General features: G+C 64.7%; 18 protein-coding genes and 1 tRNA gene. 16 read left to right on the plus strand and 3 right to left on the minus strand.

Features of this window, described 5'->3' with window-relative positions:
* Positions 1-5: 5 nt before the first annotated feature.
* The 5 genes from trbE to trbF are packed head-to-tail and all read left to right on the plus strand — an operon-like array spanning position 6 to position 5,610.
* Positions 6-2,498 carry a conjugal transfer protein TrbE gene (trbE, locus tag BMZ42_RS00110; protein ID WP_042060251.1) on the plus strand — a complete coding sequence of 831 codons (2,493 nt, stop codon included), beginning with the start codon at positions 6-8 and terminating at the stop codon, positions 2,496-2,498.
* Positions 2,495-3,268 carry a P-type conjugative transfer protein TrbJ gene (trbJ, locus tag BMZ42_RS00115; protein ID WP_024353501.1) on the plus strand — a complete coding sequence of 258 codons (774 nt, stop codon included), beginning with the start codon at positions 2,495-2,497 and terminating at the stop codon, positions 3,266-3,268. Before trbE ends, trbJ begins: the two co-directional genes overlap by 4 nt.
* A gap of 13 nt (positions 3,269-3,281) precedes the next feature.
* Positions 3,282-3,548 (plus strand): putative entry exclusion protein TrbK-alt, encoded by a 267-nt coding sequence (trbK-alt, locus tag BMZ42_RS00120; protein WP_024353502.1) that lies wholly within the window; start codon positions 3,282-3,284, stop codon positions 3,546-3,548.
* A gap of 2 nt (positions 3,549-3,550) precedes the next feature.
* Complete coding sequence (trbL, locus tag BMZ42_RS00125) at positions 3,551-4,924, plus strand: P-type conjugative transfer protein TrbL (RefSeq protein ID WP_042060253.1); 1,374 nt, start codon at positions 3,551-3,553, stop codon at positions 4,922-4,924.
* Complete coding sequence (gene trbF / locus BMZ42_RS00130) at positions 4,921-5,610, plus strand: conjugal transfer protein TrbF (protein ID WP_024353504.1); 690 nt, start codon at positions 4,921-4,923, stop codon at positions 5,608-5,610. Before trbL ends, trbF begins: the two co-directional genes overlap by 4 nt.
* Before the next feature lie 5 nt (positions 5,611-5,615).
* On the opposite strand, the gene BMZ42_RS00135 is transcribed toward trbF, so the two are convergent.
* Positions 5,616-5,993, minus strand: coding sequence for a nuclear transport factor 2 family protein (locus tag BMZ42_RS00135; RefSeq protein WP_024353836.1), 378 nt, complete (start codon positions 5,991-5,993; stop codon positions 5,616-5,618).
* Positions 5,994-6,011: 18 nt separating this feature from the next.
* Between BMZ42_RS00135 and trbG the strand changes: the two genes are divergently transcribed.
* The 7 genes from trbG (at position 6,012) to BMZ42_RS00170 (ending at position 11,210) form a co-directional block, all read left to right on the plus strand.
* Positions 6,012-7,010, plus strand: a complete 999-nt coding sequence (gene trbG / locus BMZ42_RS00140) for a P-type conjugative transfer protein TrbG (RefSeq protein ID WP_029673238.1) — start codon at positions 6,012-6,014, stop codon at positions 7,008-7,010.
* Positions 7,007-8,134: a TraB/TrbI/VirB10 family type IV secretion system protein gene (locus tag BMZ42_RS00145; RefSeq protein ID WP_024353506.1), complete on the plus strand. Its 1,128-nt coding sequence runs from the start codon at positions 7,007-7,009 to the stop codon at positions 8,132-8,134. The genes trbG and BMZ42_RS00145 overlap by 4 nt, the downstream gene beginning before the upstream one ends.
* A 2-nt stretch (positions 8,135-8,136) precedes the next feature.
* A complete protein-coding gene (locus BMZ42_RS00150) occupies positions 8,137-8,358 on the plus strand; it encodes a DUF2274 domain-containing protein (protein WP_024353507.1) in 222 nt (73 codons plus the stop codon).
* A 134-nt stretch (positions 8,359-8,492) separates the two neighbouring features.
* Positions 8,493-8,810, plus strand: coding sequence for a hypothetical protein (locus BMZ42_RS00155; RefSeq protein WP_024353508.1), 318 nt, complete (start codon positions 8,493-8,495; stop codon positions 8,808-8,810).
* Complete coding sequence (locus tag BMZ42_RS00160) at positions 8,807-9,160, plus strand: toxin-antitoxin system TumE family protein (protein ID WP_024353509.1); 354 nt, start codon at positions 8,807-8,809, stop codon at positions 9,158-9,160. Before BMZ42_RS00155 ends, BMZ42_RS00160 begins: the two co-directional genes overlap by 4 nt.
* Entirely contained in the window at positions 9,157-9,555 is a 399-nt protein-coding gene (locus tag BMZ42_RS00165; RefSeq protein ID WP_024353510.1) for an HVO_A0114 family putative DNA-binding protein, read from the plus strand. The genes BMZ42_RS00160 and BMZ42_RS00165 overlap by 4 nt, the downstream gene beginning before the upstream one ends.
* Positions 9,552-11,210: a recombinase family protein gene (locus tag BMZ42_RS00170; RefSeq protein ID WP_091517360.1), complete on the plus strand. Its 1,659-nt coding sequence runs from the start codon at positions 9,552-9,554 to the stop codon at positions 11,208-11,210. Before BMZ42_RS00165 ends, BMZ42_RS00170 begins: the two co-directional genes overlap by 4 nt.
* On the opposite strand, the gene BMZ42_RS00175 is transcribed toward BMZ42_RS00170, so the two are convergent.
* Positions 11,181-11,257, minus strand: a tRNA-Arg gene (locus tag BMZ42_RS00175). The genes BMZ42_RS00170 and BMZ42_RS00175 overlap by 30 nt on opposite strands.
* Before the next feature lie 122 nt (positions 11,258-11,379).
* Positions 11,380-12,870, minus strand: coding sequence for a sensor histidine kinase (locus BMZ42_RS00180; protein ID WP_244523094.1), 1,491 nt, complete (start codon positions 12,868-12,870; stop codon positions 11,380-11,382).
* 271 nt (positions 12,871-13,141) lie between these two features.
* Between BMZ42_RS00180 and BMZ42_RS00185 the strand changes: the two genes are divergently transcribed.
* From BMZ42_RS00185 to rpmH, 4 genes are all read left to right on the plus strand, one after another.
* Complete coding sequence (locus tag BMZ42_RS00185; protein WP_091517362.1) at positions 13,142-13,975, plus strand: ABC transporter substrate-binding protein; 834 nt, start codon at positions 13,142-13,144, stop codon at positions 13,973-13,975.
* Entirely contained in the window at positions 13,972-14,865 is an 894-nt protein-coding gene (locus BMZ42_RS00190) for an amino acid ABC transporter permease (RefSeq protein ID WP_091517364.1), read from the plus strand. Before BMZ42_RS00185 ends, BMZ42_RS00190 begins: the two co-directional genes overlap by 4 nt.
* Positions 14,865-15,611 (plus strand): amino acid ABC transporter ATP-binding protein, encoded by a 747-nt coding sequence (locus BMZ42_RS00195; protein WP_091517365.1) that lies wholly within the window; start codon positions 14,865-14,867, stop codon positions 15,609-15,611. Before BMZ42_RS00190 ends, BMZ42_RS00195 begins: the two co-directional genes overlap by 1 nt.
* Before the next feature lie 205 nt (positions 15,612-15,816).
* Positions 15,817-15,951, plus strand: coding sequence for a 50S ribosomal protein L34 (rpmH, locus tag BMZ42_RS00200; protein WP_091517366.1), 135 nt, complete (start codon positions 15,817-15,819; stop codon positions 15,949-15,951).
* The last annotated feature ends 19 nt before the right edge of the window (positions 15,952-15,970 follow it).

A 15,970-nucleotide genomic window follows, 5' to 3' on the forward strand; every position in this document is an offset into this window, starting at 1 on the left:
CAGCCATGATGAACCTTTCCGAATTCCGCCGCACCGCCGCGCGCCTCTCTGATTATCTGCCATGGGCCGCGCTGGTCGGTCAGGGCGTTGTGCTCAACAAGGACGGCAGTTTCCAGAGGACGGCGAAGTTTCGCGGTCCCGATCTGGATTCCGCCGTCGCGGCCGAGCTAGTCGCCGTCGCCGGCCGCATCAACAATGCCGTGCGCCGCCTCGGCTCCGGCTGGAGCATCTTCGTCGAGGCGCAGCGTAGCGAAGCCGCCACCTATCCCGACAGCACCTTTCCCGATCCCGCGTCGGCGCTGGTCGATGCCGAGCGTAAGGCCGGTTTCGAGGAAGCGGGCGCGCATTTCGTGTCCGGCTACTTCCTCACCTTCCTCTGGCTGCCCCCGGCCGAGGAAGCCGCCCGCACTGAGGCATGGCTCTACGAGGGCCGGGAGAAAACGGGGGTGGACCCGTGGGAAGTCCTGCGCGGCTTCATCGACCGCACCGACCGCGTGCTGGCCTTGCTTGACGGCTTCATGCCCGAGTGCCGTTGGATGGATGACGGCGCGACGCTGACCTATCTCCATTCCACCATCTCGACCAACCGGCATCGTGTGCGCGTGCCCGAGGTGCCCATGCACCTCGACGCGCTGCTCGCCGACCAGCCCTTGACCGGCGGGCTGGAGCCGCGCCTTGGCGACGCGCATCTGCGCGTGCTGACCATCGTGGGATTCCCGACCGCGACGACGCCGGGCCTGCTCGACGAAATGAACCGGCTGCCGTTCCCATATCGGTGGAGCACCCGCGCGATCCTGCTCGACAAGACCGATGCAACCCGGCTGCTGACCCGCATCCGTCGCCAATGGTTCGCCAAGCGCAAGAGCGTCGCCGCGATCTTGAAAGAGGTCATGACAAACGAGGCGTCCGCGCTTGTGGACACCGACGCCGCCAACAAGGCGCTCGACGCCGACATGGCGTTGCAGGAGCTTGGGGCGGACGTGGCGGGCATGGCCTACGTCACGGCGACCGTCACCGTATGGGATGCCGACCCGCGCCTTGCCGACGAGAAGCTGCGCCTGGTCGAGAAGATCGTTCAGGGCCGCGACTTCACCGCCATGCCCGAGAGCGTCAACGCGGTTGATGCATGGCTCGGCAGCCTGCCCGGACACGCCTACGCGAATGTCCGTCAGCCGCCCATCAGCACTTTGAATCTCGCCCACATGATCCCGCTATCGGCGGTGTGGGCGGGGCCGGAACGGGACGAGCATTTCGGTGCGCCCCCTTTGCTCTTTGGAAAGACCGAAGGCTCAACCCCGTTCCGGCTAAGCCTCCATGTCGGCGACGTAGGCCATACCCTTGTCGTCGGCCCCACTGGCGCGGGCAAATCCGTGCTGCTCGCCCTCATGGCCTTACAGTTCCGGCGCTATGAGGCCAGCCAAGTCTTTGCCTTCGACTTCGGCGGTTCGATCCGCGCCGCATCGCTCGCCATGGGCGGCGACTGGCACGATTTGGGCGGCGGCCTCACGGAAGGGGCCGAGACGTCCGTTTCGCTCCAGCCGCTTGCCCGCATCCACGATACCTATGAACGCGCATGGGCGGCGGACTGGATCGCCGCCATCCTCATGCGCGAGGGGCTAACCATCACGCCCGAGGTCAAAGAGTATCTTTGGACGGCGCTGACTTCGCTGGCCTCGGCCCCCGTCGAGGAACGCACCATCACCGGCCTTGCCGTGCTGCTGCAATCCAACGATCTGAAACAGGCGCTCCGGCCGTTCTGCGTCGGTGGGGCCTATGGCCGGTTACTCGACGCCGAGACAGAGCATTTGGGATCGGCGGACGTGCAGGCGTTCGAGATCGAGGGGCTGGTCGGGACCGGCGCGGCTCCGGCCGTGCTCGCCTACCTGTTCCATCGGATCGGCGACCGGCTCGACGGGCGGCCGACGCTTCTCATCATCGATGAAGGCTGGCTCGCGCTGGACGACGAGGGTTTCGCCGGCCAGCTCCGCGAATGGTTGAAAACGCTGCGCAAGAAGAACGCCAGCGTCATCTTCGCCACGCAAAGCCTGTCCGACATTGACGGGAGCAACATCGCGCCCGCCATCATCGAGAGCTGCCCGACGCGGCTCTTGCTGCCGAACGAGCGCGCCATCGAGCCGCAGATCACGGCCATCTATCGCCGCTTCGGCCTCAATGACAGGCAGATCGAAATCCTCGCAAGGGCCACGCCCAAGCGGGATTATTACTGCCAAAGCCGCAGGGGCAATCGCCTGTTCGAGCTTGGCCTGTCCGAAGTCGGCCTCGCGCTCTGCGCCGCATCCGCCAAATCCGACCAGACGCTCATCGCGCAGATTGTCGCCGAACACGGCCGCGATGGCTTCCTCGCCGCATGGCTACAGGCGCGCGGCGTCGATTGGGCTGCCGACCTGATCCCGAACCTCACCAATCTCGCCGACCGACCGGAATCCGCCGCGCCGGCCGCGCCGGATATCCACCCCACACAGGAGATTCTTCCATGACCTATTCCAAGATCGTCGGGGCCTCGGCCCTCGCGCTGGCGCTCGCCGTGCCCGTCGCGTTGTCGCCTATGCTGGCAAGCCCGGCCCATGCGCAATTCGGTTTCGGCCGCATCGTCTATGACCCGTCCAACTATGCGCAGAACGTGCTCACGGCAGCGCGCACTCTGGAGCAGATCAACAACCAGATCACCAGCCTCCAGAACGAGGCGCAAATGCTCATCAATCAGGCCCGCAATCTGGCGAGCCTGCCGTATTCCTCGCTCCAGCAGCTCCAGCAGAACGTCCAGCGCACGCAGCAGCTTCTCGGCCAAGCGCAGAACATCGCGTTCGAGGTCGGGCAGATCGACCAAGCGTTCCAGCAGCAATATGGCAACGTCTCGCTTTCGGCGACCGAAGCCCAGCTTGTCGCCGATGCGCGCGGCCGCTGGGAGAATACCGTTGGCGGCTTGCAGGACGCGATGCGCGTTCAGGCGGGTGCGGTCGGCAACATCGACAGCAACCGCGCCGAGATGGCCGCGCTTGTCGGCCAGAGTCAGGGCGCGACCGGGGCATTGCAGGCGACGCAGGCCGGCAACCAGCTTCTCGCGCTCCAGTCGCAGCAGCTTTCCGACCTAATCGCGGTCATCTCGGCAAACGGCCGCGCCGACGCGCTGACCGAGGCAGAGCGCGCGACCGCCGCCGAGCAGGGCCGCATCCAGCGCGAACGGTTCCTGACGCCGGGCAGCGGATACCAGCCCGGCAACGCGCAGATGTTCAACGGCAACAACTGACGGGAGGCTCGCCATGGACGGCAAGATGCTGGCCCGGCTCGGGGCCGTGGTGTTCATCGCCATCGCCGTCACGGCGACCGCAATCGACATGGCGCGGAAGGACGAACCTTCCGTGCTACCCCCGGCGTCGGCCTTCCAGCCACCGGCCGATCCCCTGCGCGAAACCCTGCGCCGTTGCCAGCAGCTCGGCGAGGCGGCGGCGAGTGACACCGACTGCCTCGCCGCATGGGCTGAATCCCGCGACCGCTTCCTCGGCCGTGACCGCAGCGAGGCGCGCTGACCATGGGCAACACGGGCGTCATCGACAATTTTCTCGGCGTATTCACCTCCTACATCGACAGCGGTTTCGGGCTGCTCGGCGGCGAGGTCGCCTTCATCGCCACGACGCTCATCGTCATCGACGTGACGCTTGCCGCGCTCTTTTGGGCATGGGGCGCGGATGACGACATTATCGCGCGGCTGGTCAAGAAGACCCTGTTTGTCGGTGTCTTCGCCTACATCATTTCAAACTGGAACAACCTCGCCCGCATCGTCTTCGAGAGCTTCGCCGGCCTCGGCCTCATGGCGTCGGGTACCGGCTTTTCCGTTTCCGATCTGATGCGGCCGGGCCGCGTGGCGCAGACCGGCCTTGATGCCGGCCGGCCGCTGCTCGATTCCATTTCCGACCTGATGGGCTGGATCGCCTTCTTCGAGAATTTCATTCAGATCGCGTGCCTGCTGTTCGCGTGGGCGCTTGTGGTGCTCGCGTTTTTCATTTTGGCGATCCAACTTTTCGTGACGCTGATCGAGTTCAAGCTGACCACGCTGGCCGGCTTCGTGCTGATCCCCTTCGGCCTGTTCGGCAAGACCGCGTTCATGGCCGAGAAGGTTTTGGGCAACGTGGTGTCGTCCGGCATCAAGGTCTTGGTGCTCGCCGTCATCATCGGCATAGGCAGCACCTTGTTTTCGCAATTCACGGCCGGTTTCGGCGGGGCAACCCCGACCATCGACGAGGCCATGGCGATTGTGCTTGCCGCGCTGTCTCTGCTCGGCCTCGGCATCTTCGGTCCCGGTATCGCCAACGGCATCGTCTCTGGCGGCCCGCAACTCGGCGCGGGCGCAGCCGTGGGAACCGGCCTTGCGGTCGCAGGTGCAGGCGTCGCCGCTGGCGGCGGGGCCATGCTCGCCGCCAAAGGTGGTGCTGCTGCCCTGTCCGGTGGAGCCGCGGCCGTTCGGGGAGGCGCGACCGCCGCGGGCGCGGCGACCGCTGCCTATAACCTCGGCTCGCTCGGCCAGACCGGAGCGGCGGGCGTTGCCTCCGGCCTCGGCGGTGTCGCCCGAGCGGCAGGCTCGGCCGCCGTCTCGCCGCTCAAGCGCGCAGCCTCCAGCGCAACATCCCAAGCAAGCGAAAGCGTCAAGTCCAGCTTCTCCGCTGGCGCAAAGGCCGGCTTCGGCGCGACTGGCGGCAGCTCGACCATGAGCACGGTCGGCGGCGCGAGCGCCGCCCCGGCCGCCGCGCCGCCGACTTCCCCCGATGGTCCCCCGGCTTGGGCGCAGCGGATGCAGCGCCGGCAGGCCCTCAACCACGGCACCGCCATGACAGCCCATGCCGTCCGCTCCGGCGACAGCCACGGCTCCGGTTCCTCCGTCAACCTTTCCGAAAGTGACCGCTCATGAGCATCTTCAAACGACCCGCAACTCATTACGGCAAATCACCCGAACCCGAGACGCCCTACCAGAAGGCCGCGCAGGCGTGGGACGAGCGCATCGGCTCTGCCCGCGTGCAGGCAAGGAACTGGCGGCTCATGGCCTTCGGCTCCCTGATCCTTTCGGCCGGCTTCGCCTCGGCGCTGGTCTGGCAGTCGGCGCGCGGGACCGTGGTGCCTTGGGTTGTTCAGGTCGATAATCTCGGGCAGGCGCAGACCGTCGCGCCGGCCCTAGCCGACTATCGCCCGACTGACCCGCAAATCGCTTTCCACCTCGGCCGCTTCATCGAGCAGGTCCGCGCGATCCCGGCCGATGCGATCATTGTCCGCCAGAATTGGCTTCGGGCTTATGAGTGGACCACGGATCGAGGCGCGGCTGCCTTGAACGACTACGCCCGCGCCAACGACCCGTTCACCCGCGTCGGCCGTCAGCAGGTCGCCGTCGAGGTCTCGAGCGTCATCCGCGCGTCCCCCAACAGCTTCCGAGTGGCGTGGACCGAACGCCATTTCGAGAACGGCCAACTCTCCACGACCGAACGCTGGACCGCGATCCTGACCATCGTGATTCAGCCGCCTCGCAATGCCGAGCGCCTGCGCGCCAATCCGCTCGGAATCTACGTCAACGCAATTTCGTGGTCGCGGGAGATGAGCCAATGAAAACTTCAGCTTGCATCAATCACCTCGCTGATCTTTCCCTCGGAGATCATGAAAAACGAGGTGCCCGTCATCTCGATCTCCTGCCCGGCCTTCCAGCCATTGGGCAGGTCGGTCTTGACCTTGGCGCGATAGCCGATGCGCACGGCTGCACGGTCGTCTATCGCGATACAGTCGAGGATCGTCTGTTCTCTTTCAGCAAACAACTGGACGCCCTGTTCCGCCAGCGCACGGAATGCCTCGATCCCGTGCGTTTCGTTCGTCGTCTCTCCGTTCGATCTGTTGATAAACCGAACGTCGCCCGACAGGCAGTCGAGCATCGCCTGAACATTCATCCTGTTGTAGGCGTCGATATACCGGGCAACAATCGTCGGCACAGAATCCATTCTGTCGATTCCTCCTTACTGATCCTGAAGTCGCTAACCTATGCGATTTTTGCGACGGCGTTTGCAATTACTTTGGCAGGCTGCGCGACCAACCGGACACCGCAATTCAGCTACGATGCCAGCGTTCCGCCGCTGCCGACCGTGCAGGCGGCGGCAACCGACAACACGCCCCGGCCGCTGCATGTGCCCCCGGCATGGACCGTGGCGCGCGGCGGCACCGCCGCAGGCACACCGACCGGCCGCGTCGAGAACGCAAATGCCGCCGCCCGCGTCGAGCCGCGCCGGGAAGGCTACTACAACGCCATCCAGATTTATCCGTGGTCGGAAGGCGCGCTCTATCAGGTCTATGCCGCAGTCGGGCAGATCACGACCATTGCGCTGGAGCCAGGCGAGAGCCTGACAGGCGCGGGGCCGATCGCGGCCGGCGATACGACAAGGTGGATTATCGGCGACACAGAGAGCGGCAGCGGTGCAAACCGCCGTGTCCATATCCTCGTGAAGCCGACGCGCCCCGACATTTCCACCAACCTTGTCGTCACCACCGACCGGCGCACTTACATGCTCGAGCTGCGCGCGCGGGAATCGCTCTACATGCCGGCCGTGGCATGGGCCTATCCCGCACCGCCTGCCGGCCAGCGCCAGACCGTTCCGGCCGCACCCATCATTCCCGCCGAGGCAGCGCGGAACTATCGTTATGGGTTGCAGGTGCAGGGCGATAGCCCGCCATGGCGGCCGGTTTCCGTCTTCGATGACGGCAGGCGCGTTTATATCGTCTTCCCGGCTGGGATCGTGCAGGGCGAGATGCCGCCGATCTTCGTGCTTGGCGCGAACGGCGAGCCGCAGATCGTCAACAGCCGTGTCCACCAGAACGTCCTGATCGTTGACCGCCTGTTCGGCACGGCCGAACTGCGCCTTGGTTCTGGCAACCGCCAGCAGACGGTCAGGATCGTCCGCACCAACCCGACGCAGGCCGCAGCCCAGCCGGCCAGCGCGACCACGGGAGGATCGTCCTCATGAGCGATACCGATACCGCCGCACCCATGCGCCTGCGCGCTGAATCGCCCCGCGTCACCCGCCTGTCCCGCAAAATGCTGGCAGGCGTCGGAGCCGTCGCGCTTCTCGGCTTCGGCGGGGCGCTGATCTACGCGCTCCAGACCCGCGACGGAGGGCCGGACGGCGGCGAACTTTACTCGACCAACAACCGGCAAACCGCCGATGGGCTGGCGGGCCTGCCGAGCGACTATAGCGGCCCGGTGCTCGGTCCCGCGCTGCCGGGCGACCTTGGCCGCCCGATCCTTGACGCGCAGAACAGGGGCCAGCCAGTCGCGCCGCCCGTCATGACGACGCCCGCCGTCGATCCCGAGGAAGAACGCCGCAGGGCCGAGGAAGAAGCCGCGCGCTTGAGCAACGTCTTTTTCCAGTCCGGCCCGCGCACGGTAGCGCCAGCCGGCACGGCCATGCCCGGCCTTGCCGGTCTTGGCCTCGGCGGGCAGCCCGCGACACAGGATCGCCACGCGGCGTTTCTCAACGGGCCGGTGGACCGGCAGACCGTCGCCCCGGATCGCGTTGTGCCGCCAGCATCGCCCTATATCCTTCAGGCCGGGGCCGTGATCCCGGCCGCGCTCATCACCGGCATCCGTTCCGACCTTCCGGGCCAGATCACCGCGCAGGTGACGGAGAACGTCTATGACAGCCCGACCGGCTCGCTGCTCCTGATCCCGCAGGGCACCCGCATCATAGGCCAATACGATGACGGCGTGACCTTCGGCCAGCGCAGGGTGCTCTTGGTGTGGAACCGCCTGATCCTGCCGGGCGGCCGCTCCATCGTTCTGGAGCGCCTGCCGGGCGCGGACGCCAGCGGCTATGCCGGCCTTGAGGACGGTGTTGATTACCATTGGTGGGATCTAATGAAGGCCGCAGGGCTATCCACGCTGCTTGCAGTCGGCTCGGAGCTGGCCACGAGCGACGAGGACCGGCTGATCCGCGCCATCCGCGACGGGGCGCAGGATACCGTCAATCAGGCCGGCCAGCAGATCGTCCAGCGCCAGTTGCAGGTTGCGCCGACGCTCACCATCCGGCCGGGCTTTCCGGTCAGGATCATCGTCACCCGCGATCTTGTGTTCGAGCCGGCAGGAGGTTGACCATGACGAAACTGAAACTCGGCCCGCTGCCCGACGACAAGCCTGTCAAGGTGACGGTGGAACTGCCCGCGCCGCTTCACCGCGATCTGATCGCCTATGCCGAGGTGCTGGCCCGCGAGAGCGGCCAGCCCGTTGCCGATCCCGCCAAGCTCATCGTTCCGATGCTTCAACACTTCATCGCCACGGATCGCGGTTTCGCCAAGGCGCGGCGAGCCTCCAGCTAACCCCATTCCGGCAGGGGTGCCGCCAGCGCATAGGCGCAAATGCGGCACGCTACAGGCCGCCGACTGCCCTCCATGGTTCGCTTAATTCCGGGGCCAATAGCGCCCCGGAATCCGCCAGAACCAAGGAGGATTCCATGTGCGCAGAGCGCCGCCGCGCCCGCAAAGGGCGACCGCGACAGTCGATCCCCGAACCACTTCCCGACGATCTGTTCGACTACGCCGACGATCCTACGCCGGACGACCGGACGCGAGCCGGCAACACGCCACTTCTCGGCCCGGACGGCCAGAGGATGCGCGTTACCGACGATTGGCCGGAGGACATTCCCGTTACCGAGGCCGAGATTGACGTGTTCGAGCGCTGGTTCGGCGATGTGTTCGACGAACTCTTGAACCCGGGAAAGCCGGATGACAGCTTGCAATTCCTATCTCAAACTGATAGGAAAAAGGCATGAGCGCGGATCGTGATCCGGGCCTCGACACGCTTCTGGACCTCGACGGACAGATGCTCTTTGTCGATCCAGAGGGCGGCCATTGGGTGAAGTTCGTCGTCACCCGCGTTCCGGCATCCCCGGAGAAGCCGCACGGCCTCGATTATTCGCTCACGCTTCACGGGCCTTCGGGCGAACGACTGGTCGGCTTCGACAATGCCCACCCGGTCGGCCGGGGCAGGCGCGGCGAGCCGATGGACCATCGGCACCGCTTTCAGACCGTGAAGCCTTACGCCTACGAGGATGCGGCCACGCTGCTGGCCGACTTCTGGCAGACCGTGGACGCGGTATTGAAGGAACGAGGTGCCCTATGACCACATTGAAAGTCGGGATTGCCGACTATGAAGAAATGAAGGCCCGCACCATGCGGATCGCGCGCGGCGAGGAAAAACCTGCGCCCAGCGATCCGAAGGTGTGGTTCACCTCGACCGAATCCTTTGCCAAGGTGCTGTCGGCCGGCAACCGCGAACTGCTGCGCATCATCGCCGAGAAAGCCCCGGCATCGCTGGAGGAACTGGCGGAAATCACCGGCCGGGCCGGCTCCAACCTGTCACGCACCCTGAAAACCATGGAGAGCTATGGCCTTGTGCGGTTTGAACCGGGGCATGGACGCAAACTCGCGCCCAAGGTGGTGCATGACCGGGTGGAGCTGGCGTTGCCCCTGATCGACCGCCCCAAGGCGAAGAAAGCTATGGGAGGCCAAGCATGAACAAGCACAGCCCAACCACTACCGCCCGTGCCGCCCTCTATCTGCGCGTCTCGACTGCCCGGCAGGCCGAGCATGACATTTCCATTCCCGACCAGAAGCGGCAGGGCGAAGCCTATTGCGAGCAACGCGGCCTGCAACTGGTGGAGACGTTCATCGAAGCAGGCGCAACCGCCACCAACGACAAACGCCCCGAGTTTCAACGAATGATCGAAGCGGGCACGACCAAGCCCGCGCCCTTCGATATTGTCGTGGTCCACTCGTTCAGCCGGTTCTTCCGCGATCACTTCGAGATGGAGTTCTACGTTAGAAAGCTGGCGAAGAACGGCGTCAAGCTGGTGTCCATCACGCAGGAGATGGGCGACGATCCCATGCACCAGATGATGCGGCAGATCATGGCGCTGTTCGACGAATACCAGTCGAAGGAGAACGCCAAGCACGTCCTGCGCGCCATGAATGAGAACGCCCGGCAAGGCTTCTGGAACGGCGCACGGCCGCCTATCGGCTATCGCATCGTCGCAGCCGAGCAGCGGGGATCGAAGATCAAGAAGAAGCTGGAGATCGACCCGCTGCACGCCGACACCGTGCGGCTGATCTATCGCCTGTTCCTCGAAGGAGACGGCACGTCCGGCGCGATGGGCGTAAAGGCCATCGCCACCTATCTCAACGAGCGCCGCTTCTTCACCCGCGACGGAGGGCGTTGGGGATTGGCGCAAATCCACGCCATCCTGACCCGCACCACCTATATCGGCGAGCACAGGTTCAACACCCGCTCGCATAAGGACCGGGAGAAGAAGCCGGAGAGCGAGGTCGCTATCATGGCGGTGCCGCCCCTAATCGAGCGCGAGACGTTCGACGCGGTGCAAGCCCGCCTCAAGTCCCGCAATCCCATGGTGACGCCTGCACGTGTCTCCAGCGGCCCGACGCTCCTGACCGGCATTTGCTTCTGCGCCAAGTGCGGGGGAGCGATGACCCTTCGCACCGGCCAAGGCAGCACGGGCGCGACATACCGCTACTATACCTGCTCGACCAAGGCCCGGCAGGGCAAGACCGGCTGCAAGGGTCGCACAATCCCCATGGACAAGCTGGACCATACGGTCGCCGATTATATCGGGGACCGCCTGCTCCTGCCCAAGCGGTTGGAAACCGTCCTTGCCAGCGTCATCGACCGCCGACAGGAACGCACCGAACGCCGCCGCGAGCATCTTGCCGAGCTTCAAAGGCGAATCACGGAAGCCGACCAGCGGCTCGGCCGTCTCTTTGACGCCATCGAAGCCGGCATGGTGGACAAGGACGACGCCATGGCAAAGGAACGCATGGTGAGCCTCAAGGCATTGCGGGATCAAGCCGCCGCCGACGCGGAGCGCACGCAGCTCGCGCTCGATAGTTCAGGCAATCAGGGCGTCACCCCCGATATGCTCAAGGGGTTTGCCCGCAAAGCCCGTGAACGGATCAAGCTCAACGATGGCGGCTACCGCCGCGACCATCTACGCGCGCTGGCGCAGCGTGTCGAGGTTGCCGACGACGAGGTTCGCATCATGGGATCGAAGTCGGAACTGCTGCGAACGTTGGTCGCCGCTTCAAGCGTAGAAACGGCGGCGTTCGGCGTTCATAGTTCTGTTCTGAAATGGCGCGCCCGAAAGGATTCGAACCTCTGACCCCCAGATTCGTAGTCTGGTGCTCTATCCAGCTGAGCTACGGGCGCGTGCCATGCCGATTTCTCGGCGGAGCCGGTGATCACTGCTAGGTGGCCCGGCGTTGTGGGCGTTACCTATCTACTCATTTCGCCAATTGCAAGCGGGATTTCGCAAAACTTTCAAAGAGATTTCATGCGGGCCTGCGAAACGTGCCGCGGGCACTGTGGATATCCACAGGCTGGTCGGGAATTGCGATCTCGAACACGGTGCGCCCGCCGTCGCGCTTTCCCGCCAGCTTGATCGTGCCGCCATGGGCGCGCACCAGTTCGTGCGCGATGGCAAGGCCAAGGCCGGTGCCGCCGCTGCGGGCCGCGCCGCGAAACGCGCTGAACAGGTTCTCACGCGCCTTGGGCGGCAGGCCGGGGCCGGTATCCTCGACAAAGATGCGGCACACGCTGCCTTCGCGCTCGCCATGGATCGCGAGGCGTTTGACCACGACATTATCCGCGTCGGCCGCCATCGCCTGTACCGAATTGCGGGCGAGGTTGGAAAGAACGCGGAAAATCTGCTCCGAATCGGCGTCGATCTCGACTTCCGAATCGACTGCGTTGACGAACTCGATGTCGGAATCAGGTGCCAGTCCGAGAAAATCCTCCACCTCTTCGACCAGAAGGCGTAGGCGCAGGCGGCGGCGGGCGGGCGGCGCTTCCTGTGTGCGGCCATAGGCCAGCACTCCCTCGGTGTAGGAGGCGGCGCGGTCGATCGCGCGCACCAGGCGTGGCGCGAGGCTTTGCGCCAGCGGGTCCTTCACCGTCGCCAGCCGGTCGGAAATCAGCTGCGCGGCGGCGAGGGTGTTGCGCATGTCGTGGTTGATCTTGGAAACGGCAAGGCCGAGATCGGCCAGATGTTTCTGCTCGGAGAGCGTGCGTTGCAGTTGCGACTGCATGGCGGCAAGTTCGCGTTCGGCGACGCCGATCTCGTCATCACGATGGGCGTCCGGGCGGATGATTCGCGTCGGGTCGTCCGGTGCCTCGGCAAAATCGAGCATGGAGCGCGTCATCACCCGCACGGGCCGTATCATGATCCGGTTGATCGCGTAGTACACCAGCCATGCGGTCACCAGCGACAGGATGAGTGCCAGCACAGCGACATTGCGAGCATAGCCGAGCATCGACTTGCGCAGATTGCCATCGCCCATCACCAGTTCGAACTCGCGTTCGTGGTCGCCGACGGCGCCAAACACGCGCAGCGTCCGTTCGCCGCCGAAGAACAGCGTGTCGAGCGCGTCGGTCAGCGCTTCGAGAGGGGGTGTGTCGTCGAGGTTGATGTGATCGTCGACGGCGGGAGGCATCTGCGATACCGCCAGCAACTGCGAGACGCCCTGCGAGCGCACCGCAACGGCTTCGGCGCCGAGCGAGATCAGCACATCATCCTGCACCTGCTGCGACAGGCTGCCGGGGGCGCTCTCGACCAGCACGATGCCGACGGCGGCGGCAGTGGCCAGCCGTTCGTCAAGCCAGCGCAGCCGGTACTCGGCCACCGATGGCAGGAAGATCAGCACTTCGGCCAGCATCACGAACAGGATCGTCAGCAGCAGAAGCTTGGTCGACAGCCCACGCGACAGCGGCACCTGCTCATCGGTGCGCTCTTGCCCGCCAGCATCATCAAGGGTCGGCCGCACGATGGTCCCGCTCCAGAAATGGCTGTCCCCGCCCGAAAAAATGGCAGTCCAAGCCTTGTCAGATCTTGCAAATAGGAATTTGCGGCAATTTTGCGAGGAATTGAGGTTGAAAAGCGGCGCGGCGCAAAGACAAGGCACCTTTTCGCCGGCAACACAGAAGTATCTTCTCTACTAAGGCCTTGGTGCGCGGATGAAAATTCTTGTCTGTCCACACTTGTGCCGCCTATGGTGGACCAACGAGATGTAATTGTCCGGACGGGGAGGAGTTTTCATGTCCATGGCACTGACAGGTGTTTATCGCGCGCTCATGGCTGTGGCCGTATCGCTCTTTGTCGGGGGCGCCGCGTTGGCGCAGGAAAAGACGCCGCAGGATCCGCGCCTGCACACGCCGGGCAAGTTGACGGTCGCCACCAGCGATCCTGCCTATCCGCCATGGGTGATCAACAATGCGCCGGAAAGCGGCGAAGGCTTCGAGAGCGCGCTGGTCTATGCGTTGGCCAAGGAGCTCGGCTTCGAAAAGGACGATGTCGTCTGGGTCCGCGAGACCTTCGAGCAGGCGATCGCGCCGGGCAAGAAGAACTATGATTTCGGCATCCAGCAGATTTCGGTGACGGAAGCGCGGGCGCAGATCGCGACCTTCTCGCAGGTCTATTATCAGCCCGACAAGGCGCTGGTGGCGCTGCCGGGCGGTCCCGCTGACGATGCGTCCACCTTCGATGAGTTGCGTAAGCTGCGCTGGGGCGTCGCGCTCGGCACCACCGACCTGACCTATGTCGAGAACATTCTCGGCGTGAAGAACGCGGCGGTCTATGACGATCAGGTCGGCGTCTTCCAGGCGCTGCAGGCACGCCAGATCGACGCGACGGTGGTCGCCGTTCCCACCGCGCTCTATCTGACCGCGGTGCAGGTTCCGGATGCCTCGATCGTCGCGCTTCTGCCGGGCGATGAGAACGATCTTGGCCACGGGCTGATCTTCCAGCAGGGCAATCCGATCGTCGGCTGGATCGATGAGGGGCTGATGGGCGTCGTCGGCAAGGGCGTGGTGGACGATCTGGTCTACCAATATCTTGTCGCCGACCCCAATGTGAAGGTCATCAACGAATGAGGCCCGATGCCGCGTCGCCGGCATTCGTCGGCGCGGCAGAGGAGGCGCTCACAGACAGCCCGCCACCGCCGCCCGCGCGGCGCAGGACCAGTCTGCGCGACCAGATCGTGCCGATATTCACCAGTCTTGCCAGCGTCGCTCTGTTTTTCGGGGTGATCGCCTATGTGGTCACCTCTGCCCCGGAGTGGCCGCGCATCAAGCGGCAGTTCTTCAGCCTCGATGCGATGATCGAGGCGTTTCCTGCGGTGCTGCGCGGCTTCTGGATCAACATCCAGGTATGGCTGATCGCGCTGGTGGCGATTGCCCTTTGGGCGATGGTGCTGGCGCTGGCGCGTTCGCTGCGGGGGCCGTGGTTCGCGCCGCTGCGCATTTTTGCGATTGTCTATGTCGACGTGTTCCGCGGCCTGCCGGCCTTGCTGCTGGTGCTGCTGTTCGGTTTCGGCATTCCGGCGCTGAACCTTCCGGGGCTGCCGTCCAGCGGCCTGTTCTGGGGCACGGTGGCGATGATCCTGTGCTACGCCGCCTATGCTTCCGAAGTGTATCGCGCCGGCATCGAGGCGGTGCATGACGGGCAGCGCATGGCGGCCAAGTCGCTCGGCCTGACTCAATGGCAGGCGATGCGCTACACGATCTTGCCGCAGGCGATCCGCAATGTGCTGCCGGCGCTCCTCAATCTGACGGTCGCCTTGCAGAAGGACGTCGCGCTGCTGTCGGTGATTGGCGTGCGCGATGCGGTGCGCGAGGCGCAGATCTACACCGCGCAGACTTTCAACTATTCGTCGCTGATTGCAGCCGCTGTCCTGTTCATGCTGGCAACCGTGCCGATGGCGCGCCTCACTGATTACATCTCGCGGCGCGATCGCTTGCGTCGTCTTCAGGGGGCTGCGTGATGGAAGATCGCGTTTCCATCGATTCTGTCACCAAATATTACGGCAGCAAGCTGGTGCTCGACCGGGTGAGCCTTTCCGTCAGGCGTCACGAGGTGGTCTGTCTCATTGGCGCGTCGGGGTCGGGCAAGTCGACGTTGCTGCGCTGCATCAACCGGCTGGTCGAATACGACCATGGCGTGATTCGGCTCGATGGCGTTGCGACCGAGGATCCGTCCTTTGGCAAGGTCGGGCTCTACCGGCGCATCGGCATCGTCTTTCAGGCCTATAATCTGTTTCCGCACATGAATGTGCTCGACAACATCACGCTGGCGCCGCGCCGGGTGCATGGTGTGGCGCGCCGCGCGGCGGAGGACAAGGCGCGCGAGCTGCTGGCCGGCTTCGGCATGAGCGAGCATGCCCTGTCTTATCCAGAGCAATTGTCCGGCGGGCAGCAGCAGCGCGTCGCCATCGTGCGTGCGCTTGCCACCAATCCGCAGGTGCTGCTGCTCGATGAGGTGACGGCGGCGCTCGACCCGGAGCTGATCGGCGAAGTGCTGCGCATTGTCCGACAGCTCAAGGATGACGGCATGACGATGGTGATCGTCACCCACGAGATGGGCTTTGCACGCGAGGTGGCGGATCGGGTGTGTTTCCTTGAAGGCGGACGCATCGTCGAACAGGATGCACCGTCGCGTCTGTTCGCCAGCCCGCAAAACCCGCGCACCCAGAAATTTCTTCAGCGCATCATCGAGGCCGGGCGGTTATAGAGCGGGCTGCATTGAGGCGGCTGTGAGAAGGGCTGACGCAAAGCGAGCTCTCATTGACTCGCCCTGCGCATCCACCTATAAGCCCGGCCACGCTCGGGCCTTCGGTTTCGGCGCAGCTTGATGCTGTTCAGAAACGAAGCGGGCGAACGCTCCTGCTCATAAAGAGTCAGATCTAAGAAGGGCCGCACACCGCGGTATTAAACAAATGAAGCGCACCTACCAACCTTCCAAGCTTGTTCGCAAGCGTCGTCACGGTTTCCGTGCCCGTATGGCCACCAATGGCGGCCGTGCAGTGATTGCCGCACGCCGCTCGCGCGGTCGCAAGCGGCTGTCCGCTTAAAGCCCGGAAGGCCGGAACC

Origin of the sequence: Aquamicrobium aerolatum DSM 21857 (genome assembly GCF_900113935.1) — a bacterium.
Taxonomy (GTDB): domain Bacteria; phylum Pseudomonadota; class Alphaproteobacteria; order Rhizobiales; family Rhizobiaceae; genus Aerobium; species Aerobium aerolatum.